The organism is Chryseobacterium sp. II3a (assembly GCF_057815135.1).
This window is the reverse complement of sequence record NZ_JBYPZJ010000001.1, coordinates 753,022-774,364: the sequence shown is the minus strand read 5'-3', so window position 1 is coordinate 774,364 and position 21,343 is coordinate 753,022. Positions and strand designations below refer to the sequence as shown.

The 21,343-nt window shown below is 36.2% G+C and carries 17 protein-coding genes; 9 read left to right on the top strand and 8 right to left on the bottom strand.

The window, feature by feature from the left end; genetic code table 11:
- Positions 1 to 16 precede the first annotated feature (16 nt).
- From AC3HD6_RS03450 to AC3HD6_RS03440, 3 genes are read left to right on the top strand one after another with little or no spacing between them, the layout of a single operon-like run.
- Positions 17 to 1,123, top strand: a complete 1,107-nt coding sequence (locus AC3HD6_RS03450; protein WP_488895077.1) for an enoyl-CoA hydratase/isomerase family protein — start codon at positions 17 to 19, stop codon at positions 1,121 to 1,123.
- Between the two features lie 54 nt (positions 1,124 to 1,177).
- Positions 1,178 to 2,086, top strand: coding sequence for a 3-hydroxyisobutyrate dehydrogenase (mmsB, locus tag AC3HD6_RS03445; protein WP_488895341.1), 909 nt, complete (start codon positions 1,178 to 1,180; stop codon positions 2,084 to 2,086).
- A 44-nt stretch (positions 2,087 to 2,130) separates the two neighbouring features.
- Positions 2,131 to 2,913, top strand: a complete 783-nt coding sequence (locus tag AC3HD6_RS03440; protein WP_488895076.1) for an enoyl-CoA hydratase/isomerase family protein — start codon at positions 2,131 to 2,133, stop codon at positions 2,911 to 2,913.
- Positions 2,914 to 3,062: 149 nt separating this feature from the next.
- On the opposite strand, the gene AC3HD6_RS03435 is transcribed toward AC3HD6_RS03440, so the two are convergent.
- The 4 genes from AC3HD6_RS03435 to AC3HD6_RS03420 form a co-directional block, all read right to left on the bottom strand.
- A complete protein-coding gene (locus AC3HD6_RS03435; RefSeq protein ID WP_488895075.1) occupies positions 3,063 to 3,755 on the bottom strand; it encodes a type 1 glutamine amidotransferase domain-containing protein in 693 nt (230 codons plus the stop codon).
- A 145-nt stretch (positions 3,756 to 3,900) separates the two neighbouring features.
- The gene (locus AC3HD6_RS03430; RefSeq protein ID WP_488895074.1) at positions 3,901 to 4,812 is read right to left on the bottom strand and encodes a helix-turn-helix domain-containing protein; all 912 of its coding nucleotides are present in this window, start codon (positions 4,810 to 4,812) and stop codon (positions 3,901 to 3,903) included.
- 147 nt (positions 4,813 to 4,959) lie between these two features.
- Complete coding sequence (locus tag AC3HD6_RS03425; protein WP_488895073.1) at positions 4,960 to 5,373, bottom strand: GxxExxY protein; 414 nt, start codon at positions 5,371 to 5,373, stop codon at positions 4,960 to 4,962.
- 156 nt (positions 5,374 to 5,529) lie between these two features.
- Positions 5,530 to 6,465 (bottom strand): NAD-dependent epimerase/dehydratase family protein, encoded by a 936-nt coding sequence (locus tag AC3HD6_RS03420; RefSeq protein WP_488895072.1) that lies wholly within the window; start codon positions 6,463 to 6,465, stop codon positions 5,530 to 5,532.
- Between the two features lie 214 nt (positions 6,466 to 6,679).
- Between AC3HD6_RS03420 and AC3HD6_RS03415 the strand changes: the two genes are divergently transcribed.
- From AC3HD6_RS03415 to AC3HD6_RS03405, 3 genes are read left to right on the top strand one after another with little or no spacing between them, the layout of a single operon-like run.
- Complete coding sequence (locus AC3HD6_RS03415) at positions 6,680 to 7,294, top strand: TetR/AcrR family transcriptional regulator (RefSeq protein WP_488895071.1); 615 nt, start codon at positions 6,680 to 6,682, stop codon at positions 7,292 to 7,294.
- 58 nt (positions 7,295 to 7,352) lie between these two features.
- Complete coding sequence (locus AC3HD6_RS03410; protein ID WP_488895070.1) at positions 7,353 to 8,639, top strand: MFS transporter; 1,287 nt, start codon at positions 7,353 to 7,355, stop codon at positions 8,637 to 8,639.
- Between the two features lie 10 nt (positions 8,640 to 8,649).
- Complete coding sequence (locus tag AC3HD6_RS03405; protein ID WP_488895069.1) at positions 8,650 to 9,204, top strand: cysteine hydrolase family protein; 555 nt, start codon at positions 8,650 to 8,652, stop codon at positions 9,202 to 9,204.
- A 144-nt stretch (positions 9,205 to 9,348) separates the two neighbouring features.
- Here AC3HD6_RS03405 and AC3HD6_RS03400 read toward each other — a convergent pair whose 3' ends face one another.
- From AC3HD6_RS03400 to AC3HD6_RS03390, 3 genes are all read right to left on the bottom strand, one after another.
- A complete protein-coding gene (locus AC3HD6_RS03400) occupies positions 9,349 to 9,729 on the bottom strand; it encodes a DUF1634 domain-containing protein (protein ID WP_488895068.1) in 381 nt (126 codons plus the stop codon).
- A 4-nt stretch (positions 9,730 to 9,733) separates the two neighbouring features.
- A complete protein-coding gene (locus tag AC3HD6_RS03395; protein WP_488895067.1) occupies positions 9,734 to 10,570 on the bottom strand; it encodes a sulfite exporter TauE/SafE family protein in 837 nt (278 codons plus the stop codon).
- Between the two features lie 463 nt (positions 10,571 to 11,033).
- Positions 11,034 to 12,539 carry an amidohydrolase family protein gene (locus tag AC3HD6_RS03390; RefSeq protein WP_488895066.1) on the bottom strand — a complete coding sequence of 502 codons (1,506 nt, stop codon included), beginning with the start codon at positions 12,537 to 12,539 and terminating at the stop codon, positions 11,034 to 11,036.
- Positions 12,540 to 13,428: 889 nt separating this feature from the next.
- Here AC3HD6_RS03390 and AC3HD6_RS03385 point away from each other — a divergent pair.
- Positions 13,429 to 16,383 carry a SusC/RagA family TonB-linked outer membrane protein gene (locus tag AC3HD6_RS03385; RefSeq protein WP_488895065.1) on the top strand — a complete coding sequence of 985 codons (2,955 nt, stop codon included), beginning with the start codon at positions 13,429 to 13,431 and terminating at the stop codon, positions 16,381 to 16,383.
- An 8-nt stretch (positions 16,384 to 16,391) separates the two neighbouring features.
- Positions 16,392 to 17,855: a RagB/SusD family nutrient uptake outer membrane protein gene (locus AC3HD6_RS03380; RefSeq protein ID WP_488895064.1), complete on the top strand. Its 1,464-nt coding sequence runs from the start codon at positions 16,392 to 16,394 to the stop codon at positions 17,853 to 17,855.
- A gap of 541 nt (positions 17,856 to 18,396) precedes the next feature.
- Here AC3HD6_RS03380 and AC3HD6_RS03375 read toward each other — a convergent pair.
- Entirely contained in the window at positions 18,397 to 19,782 is a 1,386-nt protein-coding gene (locus tag AC3HD6_RS03375) for a helix-turn-helix transcriptional regulator (protein WP_488895063.1), read from the bottom strand.
- A gap of 664 nt (positions 19,783 to 20,446) precedes the next feature.
- On the opposite strand from AC3HD6_RS03375, the gene bla reads away from it, so the two are divergent.
- The gene (gene bla / locus AC3HD6_RS03370; RefSeq protein WP_488895062.1) at positions 20,447 to 21,343 is read left to right on the top strand and encodes a class A beta-lactamase; all 897 of its coding nucleotides are present in this window, start codon (positions 20,447 to 20,449) and stop codon (positions 21,341 to 21,343) included.

Genomic DNA, 21,343 nt, shown 5'->3' with positions numbered 1-21,343 from the left:
TTCAAATAATTAAAAAATGAGCTTACTCCTTACAGAAATAAAAAATAAAGTCGGAATCATCACGCTTAATTCTGAAAAAACACTCAATTCTTTATCATTACCCATGATTGAAGAATTAAAAACGGTTTTGGAAGACTGGAAAAATTCCGATGAAGTAGCCTGTCTGTTTATTCAGGGGGCAGGTGAAAAAGCGCTGTGTGCGGGGGGAGATGTAAGACAATTACATGATGCCATCATTGCACAGAGAGCGATTAATCCTACCCAGGTACCACAGGATTGCTATGATTTCTTCTCAAAAGAATATCAGGTAGATTATACTATACATACCTATCCTAAACCTATCATCGTTTGGGGGCACGGAATTGTGATGGGAGGCGGAATCGGAATTATGGTCGGTGCATCCTACCGTATTGTAACGGAAAGAAGTAAACTCGCGATGCCGGAAATTACGATTGGCCTCTATCCGGATGTAGGCGGAACCTGGTTTTTAAATAAAATGCCCTCCGCTTATGGCTTGTATTTAGGATTAACAGGAGCCAGACTGGATGGAGCCGATTGCCAATTTTTAGGGCTGGCAGACTATTATGTAGCATCCTCTTCAAAAGCAACCATCCTCAACGAATTAGAGCTTGCTGACTGGAATAAAAATCCTCATAAAACCGTTTCTGACCTATTAAAGAGTGTTTCCAAAGACGTTTCTGTTCCGGAATCATCGGCAGCCTTGCATCAGAACTTTATTAAACAGTTTGAAAAGGCTGAAACATTGGATCAATTCAAAGAAATATTAATCAATTCTCCAGAAAAAGACGAGTGGATCAATGCTGGAATTAAAAGTTTCGAAGCAGGTTCTCCCAGTTCAGCTCACCTCATTTTCAGACAATTGAGACTGGGTAAGGATTTAAGTCTGGAAGAAGTTTTTCAGTCTGAACTGAATCTGTCTTGTCAATGTTGCATTCATCCCGATTTCGCGGAAGGAGTACGGGCATTATTAGTGGATAAAGATCAGTCTCCCAAATGGCATCCTGCCACCTTAGATGAGGTCACTCAGGAATGGGTAAACTCTTATTTTGAATGGATCATCGGAGAATGGAAAGTGAATAAAGAAGTAATGATTGGATCTTAAAATCACCTCGTTCTTTTTTAATTCAAATTAAATCATTTTTTAACCCTCAAAGAAATAATTATGTCCAATATAGCATTCATAGGATTAGGAAATATGGGCGGACCTATGGCCGCAAACTTAGTAAAAAACGGTCATTCTGTAACGGGATTTGATCTCTCCAATACGGCTTTAGAAGCCTTGGTTTCAGCAGGCGGACAAACTTCCGGTTCAGCTCTGGAAGCCGTTAAAAATGCAGATGTAGTCATCACGATGCTGCCTTCGGGGAAACACGTTGCCGAATTGTACTCTGAAGAATTTATCAACAGCTTACAGCCTAATACGTTATTGATTGACAGCAGCACCATAGATGCTGTAACAGCCCGTTCTGTAGCGAAACTTGCAGGATCTAAAGGCTGTAAAATGATAGATGCTCCTGTTTCCGGAGGTACCGCTGGAGCAAAAGCCGGAACATTAACGTTTATTGTAGGGGGTAAAACCGAAGACTACGAAAAAGCAAGACCTATTTTAAAATGTATGGGACAAAATATATTCCATGCAGGAGATTCCGGAGCAGGTCAGGTGGCCAAAATCTGTAATAATATGTTATTGGCTATTCATATGATCGGAACTTCCGAAGCCATTAATTTAGGCATCCGACATGGATTAGATCCTAAAATACTAAGTGAAATTATGCAGAAAAGTTCCGGTAAAAACTGGTCTTTAGAAGTCTATAATCCCTATCCGGGTGTAATGGAAAACGTTCCCGCATCAAGGGAATATTCAGGAGGATTTGCTGTAGATCTAATGACCAAAGACCTGGGACTGGCAGCGGAAGCAGGATTGGAAACCAAAACCGCTACTCCACTGGGAAATGCCGCTTTAAATCTATATAGAATGTGGAGTGAATCTGGAAATGGAGCCATAGATTTTTCAAGTATTATCCAATTTTTAAATGGGAAATTAAATGCAGAAAACGGAAAATAGCTCCACTTTATCCAAAATTATCCCATCAAATAAAATCAGATACAATGAATTTTGAAACCCTATTATACGAACAACACGGACCTATCGGAACACTGACTATTAACCGTCCACAAGCATTAAATGCATTGAATGAAGTTGTTTTAAAAGAACTAAAAATATTTGCCGATCAGATAAAAACCACCCCAGACATTCGCGTTCTGATCATCACAGGCTCCGGAGAAAAAGCTTTTGTTGCCGGTGCAGATATCAAATCCATGCAGGAAATGACTCCTCAGGAAGCTGAAGCCTTTTCCATCATGGCACAAACCGCATTTAATGCCATTGAAGAACTACCATTTGCGGTTATTGGAGCAGTTAACGGTTTTGCACTAGGTGGCGGCTGTGAACTTGCATTATCCTGCGACATTATTCTGGCCAGCGAGAAAGCTAAATTCGGACTTCCGGAAGTTACTTTAGGCTTATTGCCATGTTTTGGCGGAACACAGCGTCTTCCAAGAGCAATTGGCCTGTACAAAGCAAGAGAAATGGTTTTCTCAGGGGAATTTTATTCAGCAGCTGCCTGTAAAGAATTTGGTTTTGTCAATCGTGTTATTGCTCCTGAAGACCTATTGAATGAAGCTCAAAAACTGGCAGAAACCATTGCCTTAAGAGGTCCAATAGCTGTAGCCAAAGCAAAACAATCATTAAATACTGGTTTTGAACTGCATATTGCAGACGGGCTTAAACAAGAAGCCGCCTTATTTGGAGAATTATTTAATACTCAAGACCATAACGAAGGTATAGGCGCATTTATAGAAAAAAGAAATCCTGAATTTACAGGGAAATAATATTGAAAATAGAATGTTTCGCTAATAAAGCCCGGAAAGATGGTATATTTAAGTTCAAATAACTAAATGGAGCGAAGTTTTTCACAAGTTTAAAAAACTTTCCCTAATCCTTTCCGGGTTTATATTGATGTTTGTAAGAGTATATAAAACTATTTATCAAGCTGTTCCATAATAACCTGCGCCATTTCTTTTGAACTAAATGGATTTTGCCCTGTAATAAGATTTCCATCAACAACAACATGGGATGTCATGGGTATAAATGCTTTTTTCAGATCTGCCCCTCTTTCTTTAATAGCTGCTTCAAGATTGAATGGCACTACTTTTTTTCGTCTTGCAAGACTTTCTTCAAACCAATCGAAACCGGTCATAGATTTTCCTTTGATGAGATATTCATTATTGGAAAGCTTTACATTCAACAAGCCGCCAACTCCATGGCAAATGGCAGCCACCATTCTGCCACTTTCATATTGTTGCCTGATTATGGATTGCATCACAACATCATTCGGAAAATCATACATGGTTCCATGGCCGCCTGCTAAATACACCAAATCATACTTTTGATCAACTATTTCCGTTAAGTTGCGGCTGTTATTCAGCAATTCCCGAAAAGAAATATCATTCCAATATGTTTTGGAGACTTTATCAAGGGTAAAATATTTGAGACTTTCAGGATCTATCGGAACATTTCCTCCTTTTGGACTGGCAATGGTTATCTCATACCCTTTCTTCTTTGCTGCATGATAAATATGGGTCAGTTCGCTAAGCCATAAGCCGGTTTCCAGTTTTCCACTGGTATACATGCTGACATTGGTGACAATAATTAAGATCTTTAACGTATTCATACCATTAATTTTAGTATAACAAAGTTCAGAAGAAACGCTAAATCTAATGTAGCTCAATTCAGGAAAGTTGTAACCTAATCTCTGAGTATTTAATGATTACTTTAAGGTACTTTTCAAATACAAAAGCTTTTGTGATTCAAATAATTTAGTTAAAAGAAGCCCGAAATTCTAATGGTGAAAATGAGGTACGGTTTTTAAACAAACGGTGGAAAGACTGCGGATGTTCAAATCCCAGTTGATAAGCAATTTCCGAAACAGACATTTCTGTCGTTGAAAGCAGCTCTTTGCCCTTCTCGATCAATCGGTTCTGAATATGCTGCTGGGTAGTCTGCCCGGTTTGTACCCGGAGCATATCACTGAGATAATTGGCGCTCAGATTCAGCTTTTCAGCAACAAAATGAACGGTAGGAATGCCTTTCTCAATCAATTGTTCATCTTTAAAACATTCATCCAACAATGTTTCCAGCTTTGAAAGCAGATCGTTATTTACTTTTTTACGGGTTAAAAACTGACGGTTATAAAAACGGTCACAATATTTCAACAGCAGATCCAGGTTTGATACCAACAGATCCTGTGTGAAAGAATCCATATTGGCAGCAATTTCCTGTTCTATATTTTCTATAATATCTAAAATAGATTTTTCTTCTTTTTCAGAAAGAAACAGGGCTTCATTGGCTGTATAGGAAAAAAATCCATAGTCTTTAATGTTGGATGCCAGAGGATAACTTTGAAGAAAATCAGGATGTACGACCAATACAAACCCCTCCACTTCATTCAAAAGAACATCTTCAAATTGTAAGACCTGCTGCGGAGCAGTAAAATACATAATCCCTTCATCAAAATCATAATACTGCTGTCCATATTTAAATTTCCCTCCTGCACAATCTTTCTTAAGTGCTACAGCATAAAAGTCTGTTATCACTGCGCTAAGAATGGTCTCTGATTTCAGCTTTACATCATCAAAATTGAACACACTGATCAGAGGATTTGATGGCTTTTTCAATCCCAGGGCCTGATGCATCGCATTGATTGATGAAATTTTTATGGGTGTTTTCATTACTGATTTTCTAATTTATTTTTTTTACTACATAGATACATAGGCATTATAGGACACTAATAATTTCATGAAAATATTTTTGACATCCTAAATATTTTAGCATTTTTAGGTGCCTGTGTCTTTTAAAGCTAAACTTCATTTACAATTTTAAGAGCTTGGCAAAGCATTAAAATACTCATTTACAAAAGTTTTTTGCCCTTCCTTAAAAATGTTTGAACAATGAAAATTGATAAGTATCCCCTTTGGGCACTTTAATAGTTTCATATAAGTTAAAAGTTGTGCCTCATAAATTGGTATTAATTCCTGTACTGATTTCAATTCTACAACAATACTATTCTCTACGAATAAATCACATCTAAAATCAACATTCAAAGCTTTCCCTTTATAAATCACCGGAACTTTCATCTCTGTAAGAAAGTTGATTTTTTTATATAAAAATTCCTCTTTTAAACATTGATGGTAAACACTTTCCAATAATCCACCTCCCATAATCTTATGAACGTCAATAGCACTGCCTATTATTTCATAGGTCAAGTCATCTAAATATTTTTTTGTAATCATTATTTATGTGTTTTTTTATTTTTAAACCACATAGAGACATAGGATTTATAGGACGCTAATAATTTTATGAAAATACTTTTGATATCCTAAACATTTCGGCATTCTCTAAGTACCTATGTGGTTTAAAAAGATAACTCATACTAAATTACTATTTTATTATTTTTCAGAAAACTGTTCACTTTTAATCTGGTTGATCCCTTGTTTATAAGTGGTCACCTGAAATTCAGGAAATCGCATTCTGAACTTTGAATCACCAAATATATTATCATGTTCGTATCTCGGTAGTAATTCCAATAATTCCTTTACTTTTTTATTGAATAAAGCACCTATCTTAAAAACGAATTTAGGTACTGCAGAAAACTTCAAATCTTTACCATATATTCCGGAAGCTATTTTTATAAATTCACTATAAGTTGGATGGCTTTTATCCACCGGAAGATGCCAGGTTTGTCCGAATGCATCGGGTGTATTTCCGATTAAAGCTGTTGCACGGCTCGCATCCGGAGTCCAGATTAGACTTCTTTTCTTGCTTGTACTTAATGGAACTTTCAGTTTTTTCCCTTCTTTGATATTATTAAAGACCAATGTATTCGTAATACTCTGTGTTTTTCCTGGACCATAAAATTCAGGAGCACGGCAAATTACCACTTCCAATTCACCGGATTCTATTTCTCTCAATACCATTTCAGCCATTTTCCTTCTTACTCTTCCTTTTCTACCCACTGGATCAAACACTGTATTTTCAGTCAAAACGCGGTCATCTTGCGGATACATATACGTATTGTCGAAGAACACCAACTTTGTTCCATTGATTTTGCAGGCATCAATTACATTTTGAAGGATCAACGGAAATTGTTCTTCCCAAAGATCTGAGCTTATCGGAAGTCCTAATGTAAAATAAGCAATTTCACTTTCCTTTACCGCTTCAATAGCCTTCTCTCGGATAGATAAATCTGCTGAGAATACCTCATCAGTATCATTTACTTTTTGGGCATTTCTGCTGACAATACGAATATCTGAGGTATAATTTCTTTTTAATTCTCTTGCCAACTCTTCGCCAATTTGTCCGTTGGCTCCTAATATTGTTTGCATATTGCTGTACTTTTTCCGGTTAATATTATCTTTCGTTATTTTGGTAAGACAAAGTTCAGAAAAGCACATAAGATCTGAGTATCTCAATGAAGGTAAGTTGTAACAGAATCTCTGTTTTGAATACTTCTCTGGCTTTCAATTGATGTATACATTTTGACAAAATTTGTTTTTTTGTCAAAATTGTTTTAAATTTGTCATCACAAAATCGAAACTTATGTTTTCATCCATACAAAATGAACAGGATCAACTTTCAGAACAGATACTTACAGCTGCCTCTGAACTTTACCTGAAGTATGGTTTCAAAAAAGTAACGATGGATGATATTTCCAAGGCCATCGGAAAAAGCAGAACTTCTATTTATTATTATTTCAAAAACCGTGAAGAAGTCTTCCATGCTGTCTTGAATTCTTTAGTAAAAGAAGTCATTTTCGAAATCGGAAATGCAGTAAATCAACAGGAAACATTGGAAGAAAAAATAAGGGCATTCTGTCTGACAAAGATTAAAACGTCTGAAAGCAAGACTCCTTTTTTTACGGCTGTAGAAGCTGGAATGAATGCTGAAGAAAAATCAAGACACTCTCAGGTTATGGAAGTTGTACACCAACATTTGATGGACGGAGAAAAGATTATTCTTGAAAAAGCTATTTCCCCAAGTATTCATACAAAAGAAATCCGTCCTTTAACACCAGAGGAACTGGATACTATTATTTTTATTTTGCAGAGCAGCATTCGAGGAGTTAAACGTGAAATGCTTTTAAAAAATAGTTTTGACGGATTAAATACAACCGTAGAGGTTCTGACTTCTATGACTGTAAAATGGCTCGTATAAAATTTTTTATCCCAATTTTGACATTTTCACAACATATGTCAAATAGTTTATTTCAAATATGAAGAAATTAAGCAATATCAGTACATTCAGAGCTTTTCAGAGTAATAATTATACTTTGTATTTTTTTGGACGTTCTGTCTCACAATTTGGTACATGGATGCAGCGTACGGCGGTGGTTTGGGTGGTTTACAGTATGACTCATTCTGCATTTATGCTGGGGCTGACTATTTTCGCAGAACAGTTTCCTTCCTTTCTATTTTCTGCCCTTGGAGGCGTAGCCGCAGACCGCCACAACCGATATAAAATCATTCAGATCACCCAGATTGCTTCCTTGATACAATCGGTTTTATTGGCTGTTTTAGTGATGACAGGTCATCAGAACGTATGGCCCATCTTAGGATTAAGCGTTTTACTTGGGATTATCAATGCTTATGATGTCCCTGCAAGACAATCTTTGATTAATGAAGTGGTACATGATCCGGCAGATCTGCAAAGTGCTCTTTCTTTGACGGCTGCTATGGCGAGTCTTGCGAAACTACTTGGACCAGCGTTATCAGGGATTATTTTACATCAATTCGGAGCCGGTGTTTGTTTTATTTTAAATGCGGCAAGCTTTGCGGCTGTCATGATTTCTATTTCAATGATGAAAATTTCGAAGACGACACATAGCTCCAATAAAGCAAAGCAAGGTGTACTTAAAGAACTTGCAGAAGGTTTTATCTATATAAAGAAAGAGTCTTCTATTGGCTGGATTATCGTCATGCTGAGCATTACAGGATTATTTATTCTTCCTTATGATACGCTTATTCCCGTATATGCCAAAGAAATTTTCAAAGGGGATGCCCAAACGTTCGGTTATATATCCAGCTTCATTGGTGCAGGAGCGGTATTGGGAACCATTATTCTAGCTTCTTTAAAGGAAACCGTTTCAATGAGAAAAATATTAATTGGAAGTACGATTGTGTTAAGTGTTGGACTTATTTGCTTCTCCTACACTACCAATTTCATGCTCTCCATGTTCTTTGCTGCGGTTACCGGTTTTGGTGGTGTTGCTCAGTTTACGACCTGTAATATCATTGTACAATCTGAGGCAGCACCGGAAATGCGTTCCAGAGCGATCAGTATTTTGCTGACTGCGATATTTGGAATGCTGCCATTAGGAAGCCTGCTGATTGGAATTATTTCTGAAAAAATAGGAGCTCCCAAAACACTACTTTTCGAAGGAATAGCAGGAGTGATTATCGCATTTGCCTTTAGAAATATTTTAATTAAAAAGAGAAAAAACAGTCCACCGGATCAACAACTTCTGGAGGAATCTGAAGAACGATTCATCAATAAAACATAATACTCTAAAAATGGAAAAAGCAAAAAAAGTATTACTGGTTATGGACATGCAGTCATCTATTCTAAACTCATTACCTGATGCAACACTATTGATTTCCAATATGGCGCAAGCGATTAAAACTGCACGTGTAAACCAAATTCCGGTCATCTATATCGTTGTGGGATTCCGACAGGGAATGCCTGAAGTAAGTAAAAAAAACAAAGCTTTCTCAGCGATAAAACAGCATATGGCTAACGTTAATATGCAGGAGTGGATGACTATTCATCCTGACCTTTCTCCTCAGGAACAGGATATTGTCATCACTAAAAAACGATTCAGTGCTTTTACGGGAAGTGATCTGGAAATTGTGCTCAGAAGTCATGATATAGAACATCTGGTATTGGCAGGAATATCAACCAGCGGTGTGGTCCTTTCCACTTTAAGAGAAGCTGCAGACAAAGATTATAAGCTAACGGTTATAGAAGATTGTTGTGCAGAGGGCGATCTGGAAGTTCATCAGGTTTTGATGAATAAGGTATTTCCCAGACAGGCGGAGGTTGTTTATTTGCAGCAATGGACTTTATAAAAGACAAAAACCTTGCTTTTGCAAGGTTTTTTCATGTAGGTGTACAAAAGCTGTTGGTGATTTTGCCATCTTACTATCTGAATACTTTTTAGATATCTAATTCAGAAATAAACTGTTGAGCCTTTATTTATTATTTTATTCAATCTAATGTCCAAAGCCAAAATACACGCTAAGACAAATGATTAGTATGACAACAGTCGTGATTCCTACATATAATTTATCCTTTTCTAACGCGAAACTCACTAAGGATAGTATTACTCTTAAAAACGGGGTACAAAACAGGACCAATATGCCAATATAGATAATACTTGATCCATCAAGATTAACAGCTCCGGCAAAAATATCGCCAATAACTTTAAATATATTTTCCTCTTTCTCGGTAAAATGAGAATAATCTACTTTTTCAGTCGCATGGTTGGAAAGAAAGATCGCACCTCCGATAATTCCAATACATAAAACGGATCTTACACCGTATTTCAAGACATTCCCGACAAGATTTCTAATGGTTTTATCTGTGACTTCCATACTTTTAAATTTTTCCTTTAATTCCACTATAGATCATATTTGCTGCTAAAAAGAAGATGATAACGGCAAAAAAGGTTCTTAATTTTTTAGGATCTGTTGACATTAATATTTTGGAGCCGATGATCGCCCCTAAAAGAACCCCAACCATCACTGGTAAACAGATATCAGGAACGATATAGCCTTTTTGGATATAAATAACACAACTTGCCAAGGCAGTAACTCCCATCATAAAGTTGCTTGTAGTAGTTGAAACTTTAAAAGGAATCTTCATAATAGTATCCATAGCAATTACTTTGAATGCCCCTGATCCAATTCCGAGCATTCCTGATAACATTCCTGCAAGGCCCATCATTCCAAATCCACCTACAACATTCTTTGTGCCATAATTAATTTTTTCTCCTCTATTACTGGGATAATCAGAAGGCAGCTTTAAAGAGATGGCAAGCGGGCTGGACTGTTCCACCACTTGCTCTTCTTTTTTTCTCAAGGAGTTTCCGGCTGAAAAAATAAGCGCAAGACCAAATAGTACGGCAATAAAAGAACTTGGTGCAGCACTGGAAATAAGTGCTCCGGCAACCGCTCCTGCAGTTGTTGCAATTTCCAGAAACATTCCTAAACGCATATTGGCAATTCCTTCTTTCACGTAGGCTGCAGCAGATCCCGATGAAGTAGCAATTACAGAAACCAATGCGGCACCAATGGCATAATGGATATCAACCCCCAATACTATCGATAATAAAGGAATGACTACAATTCCACCGCCTAAACCCGATAAGGAACCGATAATTCCCGCTGCCACCGAGCCTAATAATACACAAATAGTAAATACTAGTACTGTCATAATTTTAAAAAATATATTTCAACTAACTTATAATCAATATACAAAATTTTCAGCTACCCCATCATTAGACAACTGCTTTCTCAACTCAATCAACTAATACGTATATTTATTTTCTTTTCCTTAAAGCATAATAAAACATGATGGAAATCGGGTCAATGATAGAATCTTACAGCTGATGAAATCGGCAGCCATCATATTGAAAAAGTGCCGGACCTTTTTGGAATTCAACGGAGTAAAAATACTTTTTCAAGGTTTTAATTTTAACGTTACAAAGTTATGCCTCCAACATTAGAGGAAGATTAGAGTTTGATTAGAATCAAATTACTGTTCTTTTTGGAGTGCAATAATTATTTGATTCCTGATCCCTGAAAATCAAACAGCTAAACAAAATATACTTTTTAAACATCAGAAAACAAATAGCACCATTCGAAATGGTGCTATGCTCTATTTACAAAACTGTTTATTAATTCAACTCCTGATTCGCTTTCTGAACAAAATCATTCCATTGTGTATTCAGGGATTCTACCGCTTGCTTTTTCTCATTTTTATTCAGGGAAGAATAATTAATAGAATTGAAAACTAATTTTTTCAAAGCTTTTACATCTAATTCCCAATTTACATAGGCAACCCAAAAATCATAACTCAGTCCCTCATAACCATACACGGCAGGGTCATCACTATTAATGGAACATTGCACTCCGTTGCTCAATAGTACTCTTGCAGGATGATTTCTTAAATCACTTACATATCCTAAGATTTGGTTACTGATAGGGCTTACTTCTACCAGCTTATTCTGTTTTTTAATCAGTTCCATTGATTTTGGAAAATAGATTAGATTGAGACCGTGTCCAATTCTCTGGTTATTCAATAAAGTAATATCCAGCACGTTTTTATTGAAAACAGAATTACTTTCTCCCGCATGAAGGAACAAAGGCATTTCTATCCCTGATTTTTTTGTGATTTCATTGAGTTTTACCCAGTTTTTCTGGAAAGAATTAATACTGTTTCCGGCTGCTTCATCCGCAACAAGGTCAAAACCAGAAATCATATCCGGAAATTGTTTCTTTAACTTAAAAGCAATTTCCAGTTGTTTTTCGATGCTGTCTGAGTCTAAAAACTTAAAGCTCGAATAAATCAGTTTCAGGCTGAACTGAGGGTCTAACTGACGCATTTGCTTTACAATATCCTGTAGATCTGTAATAGACTTTTCTAAGGGATATTTCCCATGCTGAAAATCATACAATTCATCGAATACATATCTGATCTCCACATGCTGCACATTGTCTTTTGCCAAGTCCTGGAACCCTTTCAGATAATATTCTTTAAAGAAAGGGCGGTAAGGCAATAGCAGATTAATACGTTGAAAACGTTTTTCAAACTCAATCCAATAATCTGTATAAGAACAAAGGTTATCCCGTTTTAAAAGGAGAAGTTCATGCAGTTCTTTTTCAAAACTTGGATCTGATTTCAGCTTTTGATCGAGATTGACAAATCCTGCCGGAACTTTTCCGTTTTCAAAGAAACCCAGCTGCCCTAAAATAAATTTATCATTGTCTTTTTGGTCATATACATAGCATTCTTTATATTTTCTTGCTGTGGCTACCAGCCAGTCAGCATTGGCAAGACCACCGCTGTGGGTATGCAGAAGGCCTCCTTTCGGCATTGTCTGTATCACCTTAAACAGCTTACTGGATTCTATCAGTGGTTTAATTTCATTAAAAGAACGGTTATATAGAGGAATATGCTGCTTTTCTGTTTCCATAAGGAATTGCTTCCTGATCTGGAATAGTTTTTTATCCAAAGTGATCTCCGCATCAGATAATTTTACATCCGCATCAAAGGCCATAGCTGCATTTTCTTTATCCAGCGATGTCCAATTCTCCTGGTAAGCAGCTTTTTCAGCCACTTTAGTTTGGGCTCCCACCAGAGGAAATCCCAACATTAAAATATAGGTAAGGTATTTTCTCATAATATAGTAACCTGCTACTGACAAAAAAGACTTTGCCAATACAGTAATCAAAAATATAATTATTTTTTTTTGTAAAATAGTTTCCATCTGAAAAAAAACAAATGATCCACTTTTTAACGACACATTTTTCATCTTCATCATCCTTCGCTAGCCCCGATAGAAACGGTTACCCCGCAACACATCTGAGCCTTAGCCCTGGCGTGAGGAGTATGAGTGGATAGCGGGATAAAGCTCCCTAAAGAAATCGGGCGTAAAATACATAAAAAGTCTACAAAAACAATAGACTTATGGTATTAAGTTTTATTCATCTGTAAAAATGAATTTATTTCAGAATTTCACGAGTATTCAAACAAAAAACACAACAACATATATTTCAAATAGTTACATCTAAAAAATAAAAATCTCAATACCTATTTTCATATTACCCTACTTAATTAGTAGATTAATATGATTTTTCTCATGTTCTCTTTTAACAAAATTTTATGAATTATTAAATACTTTTGACCCAGTTAAAAAAATAAAACTCTATTCTCATGAATAAGAATGACTTTAATTCTTACCTATGCACTATCATGGCTGCAGCTGCTGTTCAACATAAAGGTTGTACAGGCAATGCCCTTTCACAGCACAACATCACTTCTAAGAACATGTGCTTTGAATCTATGATGTGTAAAATGATGATGCCATAAATCCCAAAGAAATATGCACATTATTGTAGGAATTAAAGCCCGATAAGCTCAAGGTCTATTTAATCCGGGTACACCTCCTCTATTTTAACATTTTCTTTCTGACAACTCCTTACAACAAGGAGGTAGGGACTTATTTTTTCCTAACCGGGAAGATAAAACGTAATACACATATTCAATTTTTTAAACCTAAGATTAATATAATGAGAAAAAAACAATGCAAACTTGGTGTATTGGCCGTGCTTTTATTCGCTGAATATGGCTTTGCACAGAAAAAAGACAGCCTTTCGCAGGAGACTGCCATCAAAGAAGTGGTGGTGGTAGCATTCGGAAAGCAAAAAAAAGAAGAAATTACAGGATCTGTACAGTCTTTAAAGGCTAAAGATCTGGGCAACCTTCAAAACGGGAACGTTCTTCAGGGAATTGGGGGGAAAGTAGCAGGGGTACAAGTGATCTCCTCTGGCCAACCTGGCTCCCAGCCTACGATAAGAATGAGGGGAATTGGTTCTATCAACGCCTCCAGTGATCCTTTAATTGTATTGGACGGAATTCCTTATAGCGGTGACCTGAATAGTATTTCTTCAGCAGATATTGAAAGTATCTCCTTTCTGGAAGACGCTTCTTCCAATGCTTTATATGGTTCCAGAGGGGCTAATGGGGTCATTATTGTGAATACTAAAAGGGGTAAAAACAAGAAACTAAGCGTTGATTTTGATATAAAAACCGGAGTTAACTTCAGATCTATTGAGGATTATTCGGTATATACTTCACCTCAGGACTATTATACGGCTTATTATAACAGGGGCCGGATTGGAGAAATTGCAAGACAAACGCAGCCGGGAGCTGTTCCTTCTACCACTACTCCACATGCTGCAGGGCTTTCAGCGCTGAATGGACTGGGCTATAACGTGTATAATGTCCCGTTTAGTCAACTGATTGCTCCGGACGGTTCTTTTAATCCTAATGCTAAGCTGCTTTATCAGGATAACTGGAAAAAACTTCTTTTCAAACCTGCCTTAAGAAGGGAAGCTACGGTAGGTATTAATGCCAGCGGCGACCAGGTAAAGTCTTACACTTCCCTAAACTATCTGGATGATAAAGGCTATCTTATTGCTTCTGGTTTTGAAAGATTCGGGATCAGATCTAACGTAGACTATTCTATTACACCAAAGTTAAAATTAACAACAGCCCTTTCTTATACGTACAGTAAACAGAAATTCGGAGAAACGGGAGGTTTTTCCAATCCGTTTCAGTTTGCCAGAAATATAGCACCTTTCTATCCGGTTTTTCTTAGAAATAATAATTACCAGCAGCTTTACGATAACCATGGAAATGCTTTGTATGATTATGGAGACGGACAAGGTCCTAACGGTGCTACAAGATCTTATGCTGTATTTGAAAATCCGGTAGGAAATCTTCAGCAGGATAAATCACAAAGAGTCAGCAATATCAGCAACATCAATCTGGGGTTAAACTACGAAATCATTAAAGGCCTTGATTTCACTTACAATTTTGGGGCTTATCTTGAAAATTTACGAAATCTTCAGTTCGGAAATACCTTGGGAGGAACTTCATCTTCTGTAGGTGGGACTATTTCTCAGGAGTCTATTTTCAACTATACCCTGAATCATCAGCAATTGCTTACTTATCAAAAGAAATTCGATAAACATAACTTCAATATACTTGTTGGTCATGAATTGAATAAAACAAAGAATGAAGGATTCTCCGGAAACAAACAACAGCTTCTGCTTCCAGAGTCATGGGCTTTTGATAATGCTGTAAAAATCACCAACCTGTCAGGAAGTGGATATGAATATGCTGTAGAAGGATATTTCTCAAGGTTATTGTATAACTATGACAGTAAGTATTTCTTTAATGCGAATGTACGTAGGGACGGATCTTCAGTCTTCGCTCCGGAAAGCAGATGGGGTACATTTTATGGGTTAGGAGCAGCATGGAACGTTGCTAAGGAAGATTTCCTTAAAGATAATAAAGTCATTAATGCTTTGAAATTGAAAGTTTCTTATGGGCAGCAAGGAAATGATAACATCCTCCTGACTGCGGCCACCAGAGATTATTATGCTTACCAGGACATCTATGGAATTAATGATTTTGGGGATGGAAAACCCGTACTTTCTTTAGAGAAACAAGGAAACAGAGACCTAAAATGGGAAACTTCCAAAAACCTTAACGCCGGTTTTGAACTCTCCCTACTCGACAACAGGGTGAATCTAAATGCAGATTATTTTGAAAGAAAGGTATCGGATATGATTTATGCTCTTCCGTTAGCAATATCCAATTCAGGTTCCTATGTAAAGTATGGAAATATTGGAGATATGTACAATAAAGGGGTGCAGGCGAACATCAGTGTAGATATTATCAGAACACAAGATCTTCAGTGGAATTTCTATGCCAATGCAACGCATTATAAAAACAGAATTACCAGGTTACCCGATCAGCAAAAAGCGACAGGACTGGTTTCAGGATTGTTTGTACTTGCTGAGGGCGGAGACCGATATACTTATTATTTAAAAGAATTTGCCGGAGTAAACCCTGCAAACGGAGATGCATTGTGGTATAAAAATACAATTAACCCAACTACTCAACAGATAGAAAAAACGGTTACCAATAATTATAAAGAAGCCACTGACTATAATACCGGGAAATCAGCAATTCCGAAAATTTATGGTGGATTTGGGACAGATATTACTTATAAAAGAGTGAACCTTTCCGTTAACTTCGCTTACCAGTTTGGAGGATACGGATACGATGATATTTACAGATCCCTTTTCCATTCTGACACCTACGGCTCTAACTATACAACTGATCTTGATAAAACTTGGACCCCGGAAAACCCTACTGCTGCCTTACCGCGTGTAGATCTAACATCTACCAATCAGAATGGACATTCCACACTTTATCTAGTTAAGTCTGATTATATCAGTCTTCAGGATGTCACATTATCCTACCAGTTATCTGATGATTTTGCCAAGCAGATTGGTTTATCCACCTTAAAAATCTACGCAACAGGAAACAATCTCTACCTATGGTCCAAGAGAAAAGGATATGATCCGAGAGCTTCATTAACAGGAGTTTCGGATGCTTACAAATACTCTTTATTATCCAGCGTTTCACTAGGTTTTAAACTAACATTTTAAAAGAAATTATGAAAACAATAAAATACTTTATATCAGCTTTAGCCGTAGGTCTCATTACAACGGGTTGTGCTAATGATCTCAACACTTTGCCGGAGGGAAATATTTCCGGTGAACAGCTGAATGACGATCAATCAAAGCCGGAAAAAATTCTGGCCGGAATTTATCTTGATCTTCGCAGTAATGGTGCCGGAGGAAACGTTTCTTCTCACTCTGATTTCGGGATCATGGGAATAAAAGCAGGTGCAGATTTAATGTCCAATGATGTGATCCAGGCAAAAAATCAGCATTTGGGAATGTTTTATAATTATGAAGCGACCAATGCCAGCAATATTGCAGCAGAAATTGTATGGACGACCTTTTATGCAAGGATATTCATCATCAACAAACTGCTTAATGATTTAAAAGGAGATGCAAGCCCTAAAAATAAAGCAATCAAAGGACAGCTGCTTGCCCTGAGAGCTTATTCTTATTTTAACCTGGTCCGTTTTTATGCTAAAGATTATAAAGGACATCAATCTGATCTTGGGCTTCCATTAGTACTTACCAATGATAATCCAAGCCAGGGACTCCCAAGATCAACGGTAGCGGAAGTATACACGCAGATTGGTCAGGATATCGAGGAATCTATTGTTCTTTTGGAGGGTTTTGCCCGCCCATCCAGAGCTCAGATCGATCAAAGAACAGCTAAAGCCATCGCTGCAGACGTATTCCTGCAAACAGGAGACTTTGTGAAAGCCGGAAAATATGCTGCGGACAGTAAGCAAGGTATTGCCCTGATGACAGAAAACGATTATACTACAACAGGATTTTCCAATCTCAGCAATCCTGAGGTAATCTGGGGATTCCATAACACGATTTCTACCATGAGTACCGGAAACTATTATGCTTCTTTCTTCTCCATGTTTGATAATACCAATGAAGGGTATGCAGGAGCCGCTCAGATCTATAAGCTTATTGATAAGCGTTTGTATGAAGCAATTCCGGATACGGATTATCGTAAAAAAATCTTCAATGGCAGCCAGCCTTCCAAGTATACCTTTAATGGAAAGACTAAAAACTACCCTGCTTATGTAAGCTGGAAATTTAAAGATCCTAGTATGTTTGAAGGAGATTATATCTATATCAGAGCCTCTTCTTTATATTATATTGAAGCGGAAGCATTGGCAAAACAGGGAAGAGAAGCTGAAGCAAGGCAGGTATTATTTCAAATCACTTCCAAAAGAGACAGTACTTATACTCTATCGACCAAAACAGGAGCTGATCTGATCAATGAAATTATCCTCCAAAAAAGAATTGAGCTTTGGGGCGAAGGCTATGCGTGGTTTGATATGAAGAGATTAAACACACCTTTAGAAAGAATATATACAGGTACAAACCACACTTTTGGAAGATTTAACCTGACAACAGATAAATTCATATTCCAGATCCCCAATAAAGAAATTAATAATAACCCACAAATCAAACAGAATTAGCAGATAAGACCGTAAACAAAACAATTTTAATATATTTCAAGCAAACCATCATTTTTTATAAATGATGGTTTTTTTATAAGTCATTAAAAATCATTGTATTTTTTAATCAAAATTAATAAACATTTGGTCAAAATTAAGGATCATGTTCACATCTAGCCGTCAACTTCTCCTTATTGATCATAGCTCATTACCATAATATAAAAACAGCACCATTTAAAGTAAATGATGCTATTCATACAAGTTGATTGTCAATAGAATTAATCTTCTCTTGTTATTTATTTTTTTTCAATTCTTACAGCGCTCTTTTTCAGCAGTTCAATTTCCCTGGTTCGGATCTCAGAATAGATTTTAGACTTTCCATTGTAATGCTTATGAATCTTAAACGGATTTTAGTTTTAAAAATTATGTAGGAAGGAATGAATATTTATATGCAATATCTTTATGAAACTCCAATAAAACAAAAAGCTACCCCTTTAAAAAGGATAGCTTTAACAATAGTCGCTATTTACATAAATGTAAAGAGTCTTTATTCCTTATCTATTCAGGAATCTAGTCCTTGAAAGAATACATAAAGATCCTGATCGCTCGGAACATTAAGTTTTTTCCTTAATCTGTACTTTTTCTGCTGCGCAGATTTATGAAGAATAGACATATAAGCAGCGATTTCTTTGGACCTGAAATTGAGTTTTATCATCGCACATAGATGCAGATCTGCCCCTGATAAGTCTTCATTTATATCCAATAATTTCTCTATAAAATCCGGATATACTTCCTGAAAACGGGTAAGAAAGGCCGAGTCGTTTCTTTTAGCAAGCTGAACAAGATCACTAAAACTTTCATTCACTTTACTGGCTAAAACTTCGGTTTCGTTCGTCAAAAGCTCTGTTTGAGTTTTTAAAATAGTAGTTTCCTCTTTCAGCTGACTCTTCTTATTCTTCATTTTTTTATACTTCAATGCAAAAACAATCACCAGAATTAATATCAATAGACTTGAACCCGCAAATAATTTTAGTTTAAAAACCTCCACATCATTTTCTTTTTCTGATAGCACTTTATCAATCAAAAGATTTACCGTTTCATTCTGATCATCAGACTGTTTAGCTTTCGCATCCAGGTATTTATTTTCAAATTCAACTTCCTTTTCCCTATTCCCCATTCCCTTATACGTCTCAGCTATAGACTGATAGATAAAAGGAACATTATATGCCCGTTTCGTATCTAAAAAAACATCAAGTGCCTTCTGATAAAAGGCTTGTGCTTCGGCATAATCACCCTGACTTTTATAATAATCTCCAGCTACTCTATATACCATTCCCTTTTGAGCGTCCAATTGTATGGTATCCTTTTTTATAAGCTCCAGTGACGTGTTCACATATAGTTTTGCAGAATCAACAATTTTTGTATAAAGTAAGTGATGCTTAGCAAGTAAGCAATTAACCAATGGGGTATTCATAACATCTTTTGCCCGGTGAAAATAGATGAGTGCAGAATCTTTTCTTCCTATTTCATACAAAAAGTCTCCCCTATTTAAAAGAACCCTGTTCAGAAAGTAACTTCTTTTGTCCTGAAGTGAACATTTCCTGGCATAATAGAGCGATTTTGAATTGAATTTCAATGCATTATTATATAAACCTGTCACCTTACTCAGCTGACCATATTCCTGAAAAAGTCTTGCTTTAAGAGCCTCATTTTTTGATTCCTGGAGAATCGCTTCTGCTTTTTTCAAAAACACAAGGCCTTTCTTGTAGTTTCCAATACTTACAGATATATTTGACATATTAATATAGCAAAGAGCCTCCCCATCACGATAACCATCTTTCTGAGCTTTTTGAAGATATTCTTCATTCAGCAGCATACATTTACCATAATTACCAGCAAGCCGCAATACTTCATTTTCATGGAGCAGCGGGTAATCAAAATTGTTCACAGACAGATTACCTCCCGTACAACTATTAAAAAGAAAGAAGCTGAATATACTTATTATAAAATATACACTTTTTAGGGAATCTAAACCTATCATAAATTAATTACAAATAAAAATTCAATCATAAAAATAATCTGATATTATATTTTGCTGGAAAAGTTTAACGAAAATAACAAAACAGATACATCCTACAGAAAAAATACATCCTACAAATATCCCTCACCACAAAATCAACAGAACAAAGAAAATGAAAATCAACTATTTAAAAAACAGTTTCAATTTAGAATAATCAAATAAATAAAACTCGAATAATACCTTGTAGTACCTGATTTTGTCTCTTCATAATCTGCAAAACAGATATTTTAACCTCAAAAAACACAGCCAAAATTCATTTTTCAACACCAATTCAAAGCTACAAATGAACTAAAGAAAAGGCTTATTTACATTTTTCCATTAAAAAATATTGAATAAAATAATACTCTTTACAACAGCTCTTCCATTGCGTTTTCAACTATTCAGCACCAATAAAATTTACAAATAACAGATTCATTTCAGATATCTCTTATCGATAATTTCTGATGGATAAAATTGTTGATCTCAAATTGAAAAAAAGATACGAGAAATACATATATTTGGAAACCCAAAACTTTTCAAATAACCATATAAAATGAAGTCAAAGAAAATCATTCTTACTCTATTTATCCTATTCCTATACCTCCCTCTGTTTTCGCAGAACAATACCAATCCGGCATTCAAAAAAATAATTGAAACCATTCTTGCTCATAAAAAAGCAGAGGTAGGAGTATCTATTTTAACAGCTGGAACTCCTAAAAAGGAAGTCACCCAAATCAATGGTAATAAACCACTTCCCATGCTAAGTACATTCAAATTTCCTGTAGCCTTAGCGGTTCTTCATAAAGTAGAGAAAGGTGAACTTTCTTTACAGCAGAAAATCTACATCAAAAAAGAAGAACTCCTTGAGGACACTTACAGTCCGTTTAAAGACAAATACCCGGAAGGAAACATAGAACTAAGCCTTGAAGACTGCCTTCACTGGATGGTTGTATACAGCGATAATAACTTAACAGATATCCTGCTAAGACTCATCGGAGGGCCTGAATATGTTCAGAATTTCATTAACAATAAAGATATTGTCATTAAAAATGATGAAGAAGGCATGCATAAGGATTGGGATTCACAATTTATCAATACCATTACTCCCAACGAAGCCATTAGACTCCTAGAAAGTTTCTACACTGGGAAAATACTGAACAAAGATCATACAAAATGGCTATATACAGCTATGCTGAACAATGCAACCGGAACTAAAAGACTTAAAGGTAAGTTACCTAAAGATGTTAAAGTAGCTCATCGTACCGGTACCTCATTCACTAATAAAGAAGGAATGACGGGAGCTATTAATGATTATGGGATTATTGAACTTTCAGATAAAAAAAGGATCTATATAGCTGTTTTTGTACATGATACTTATGAAACATTTGAAAATTCGGAGGCTATTATTGCAGATATTGCCAAAGCAGCGTATGACTATTATAAAAAATAA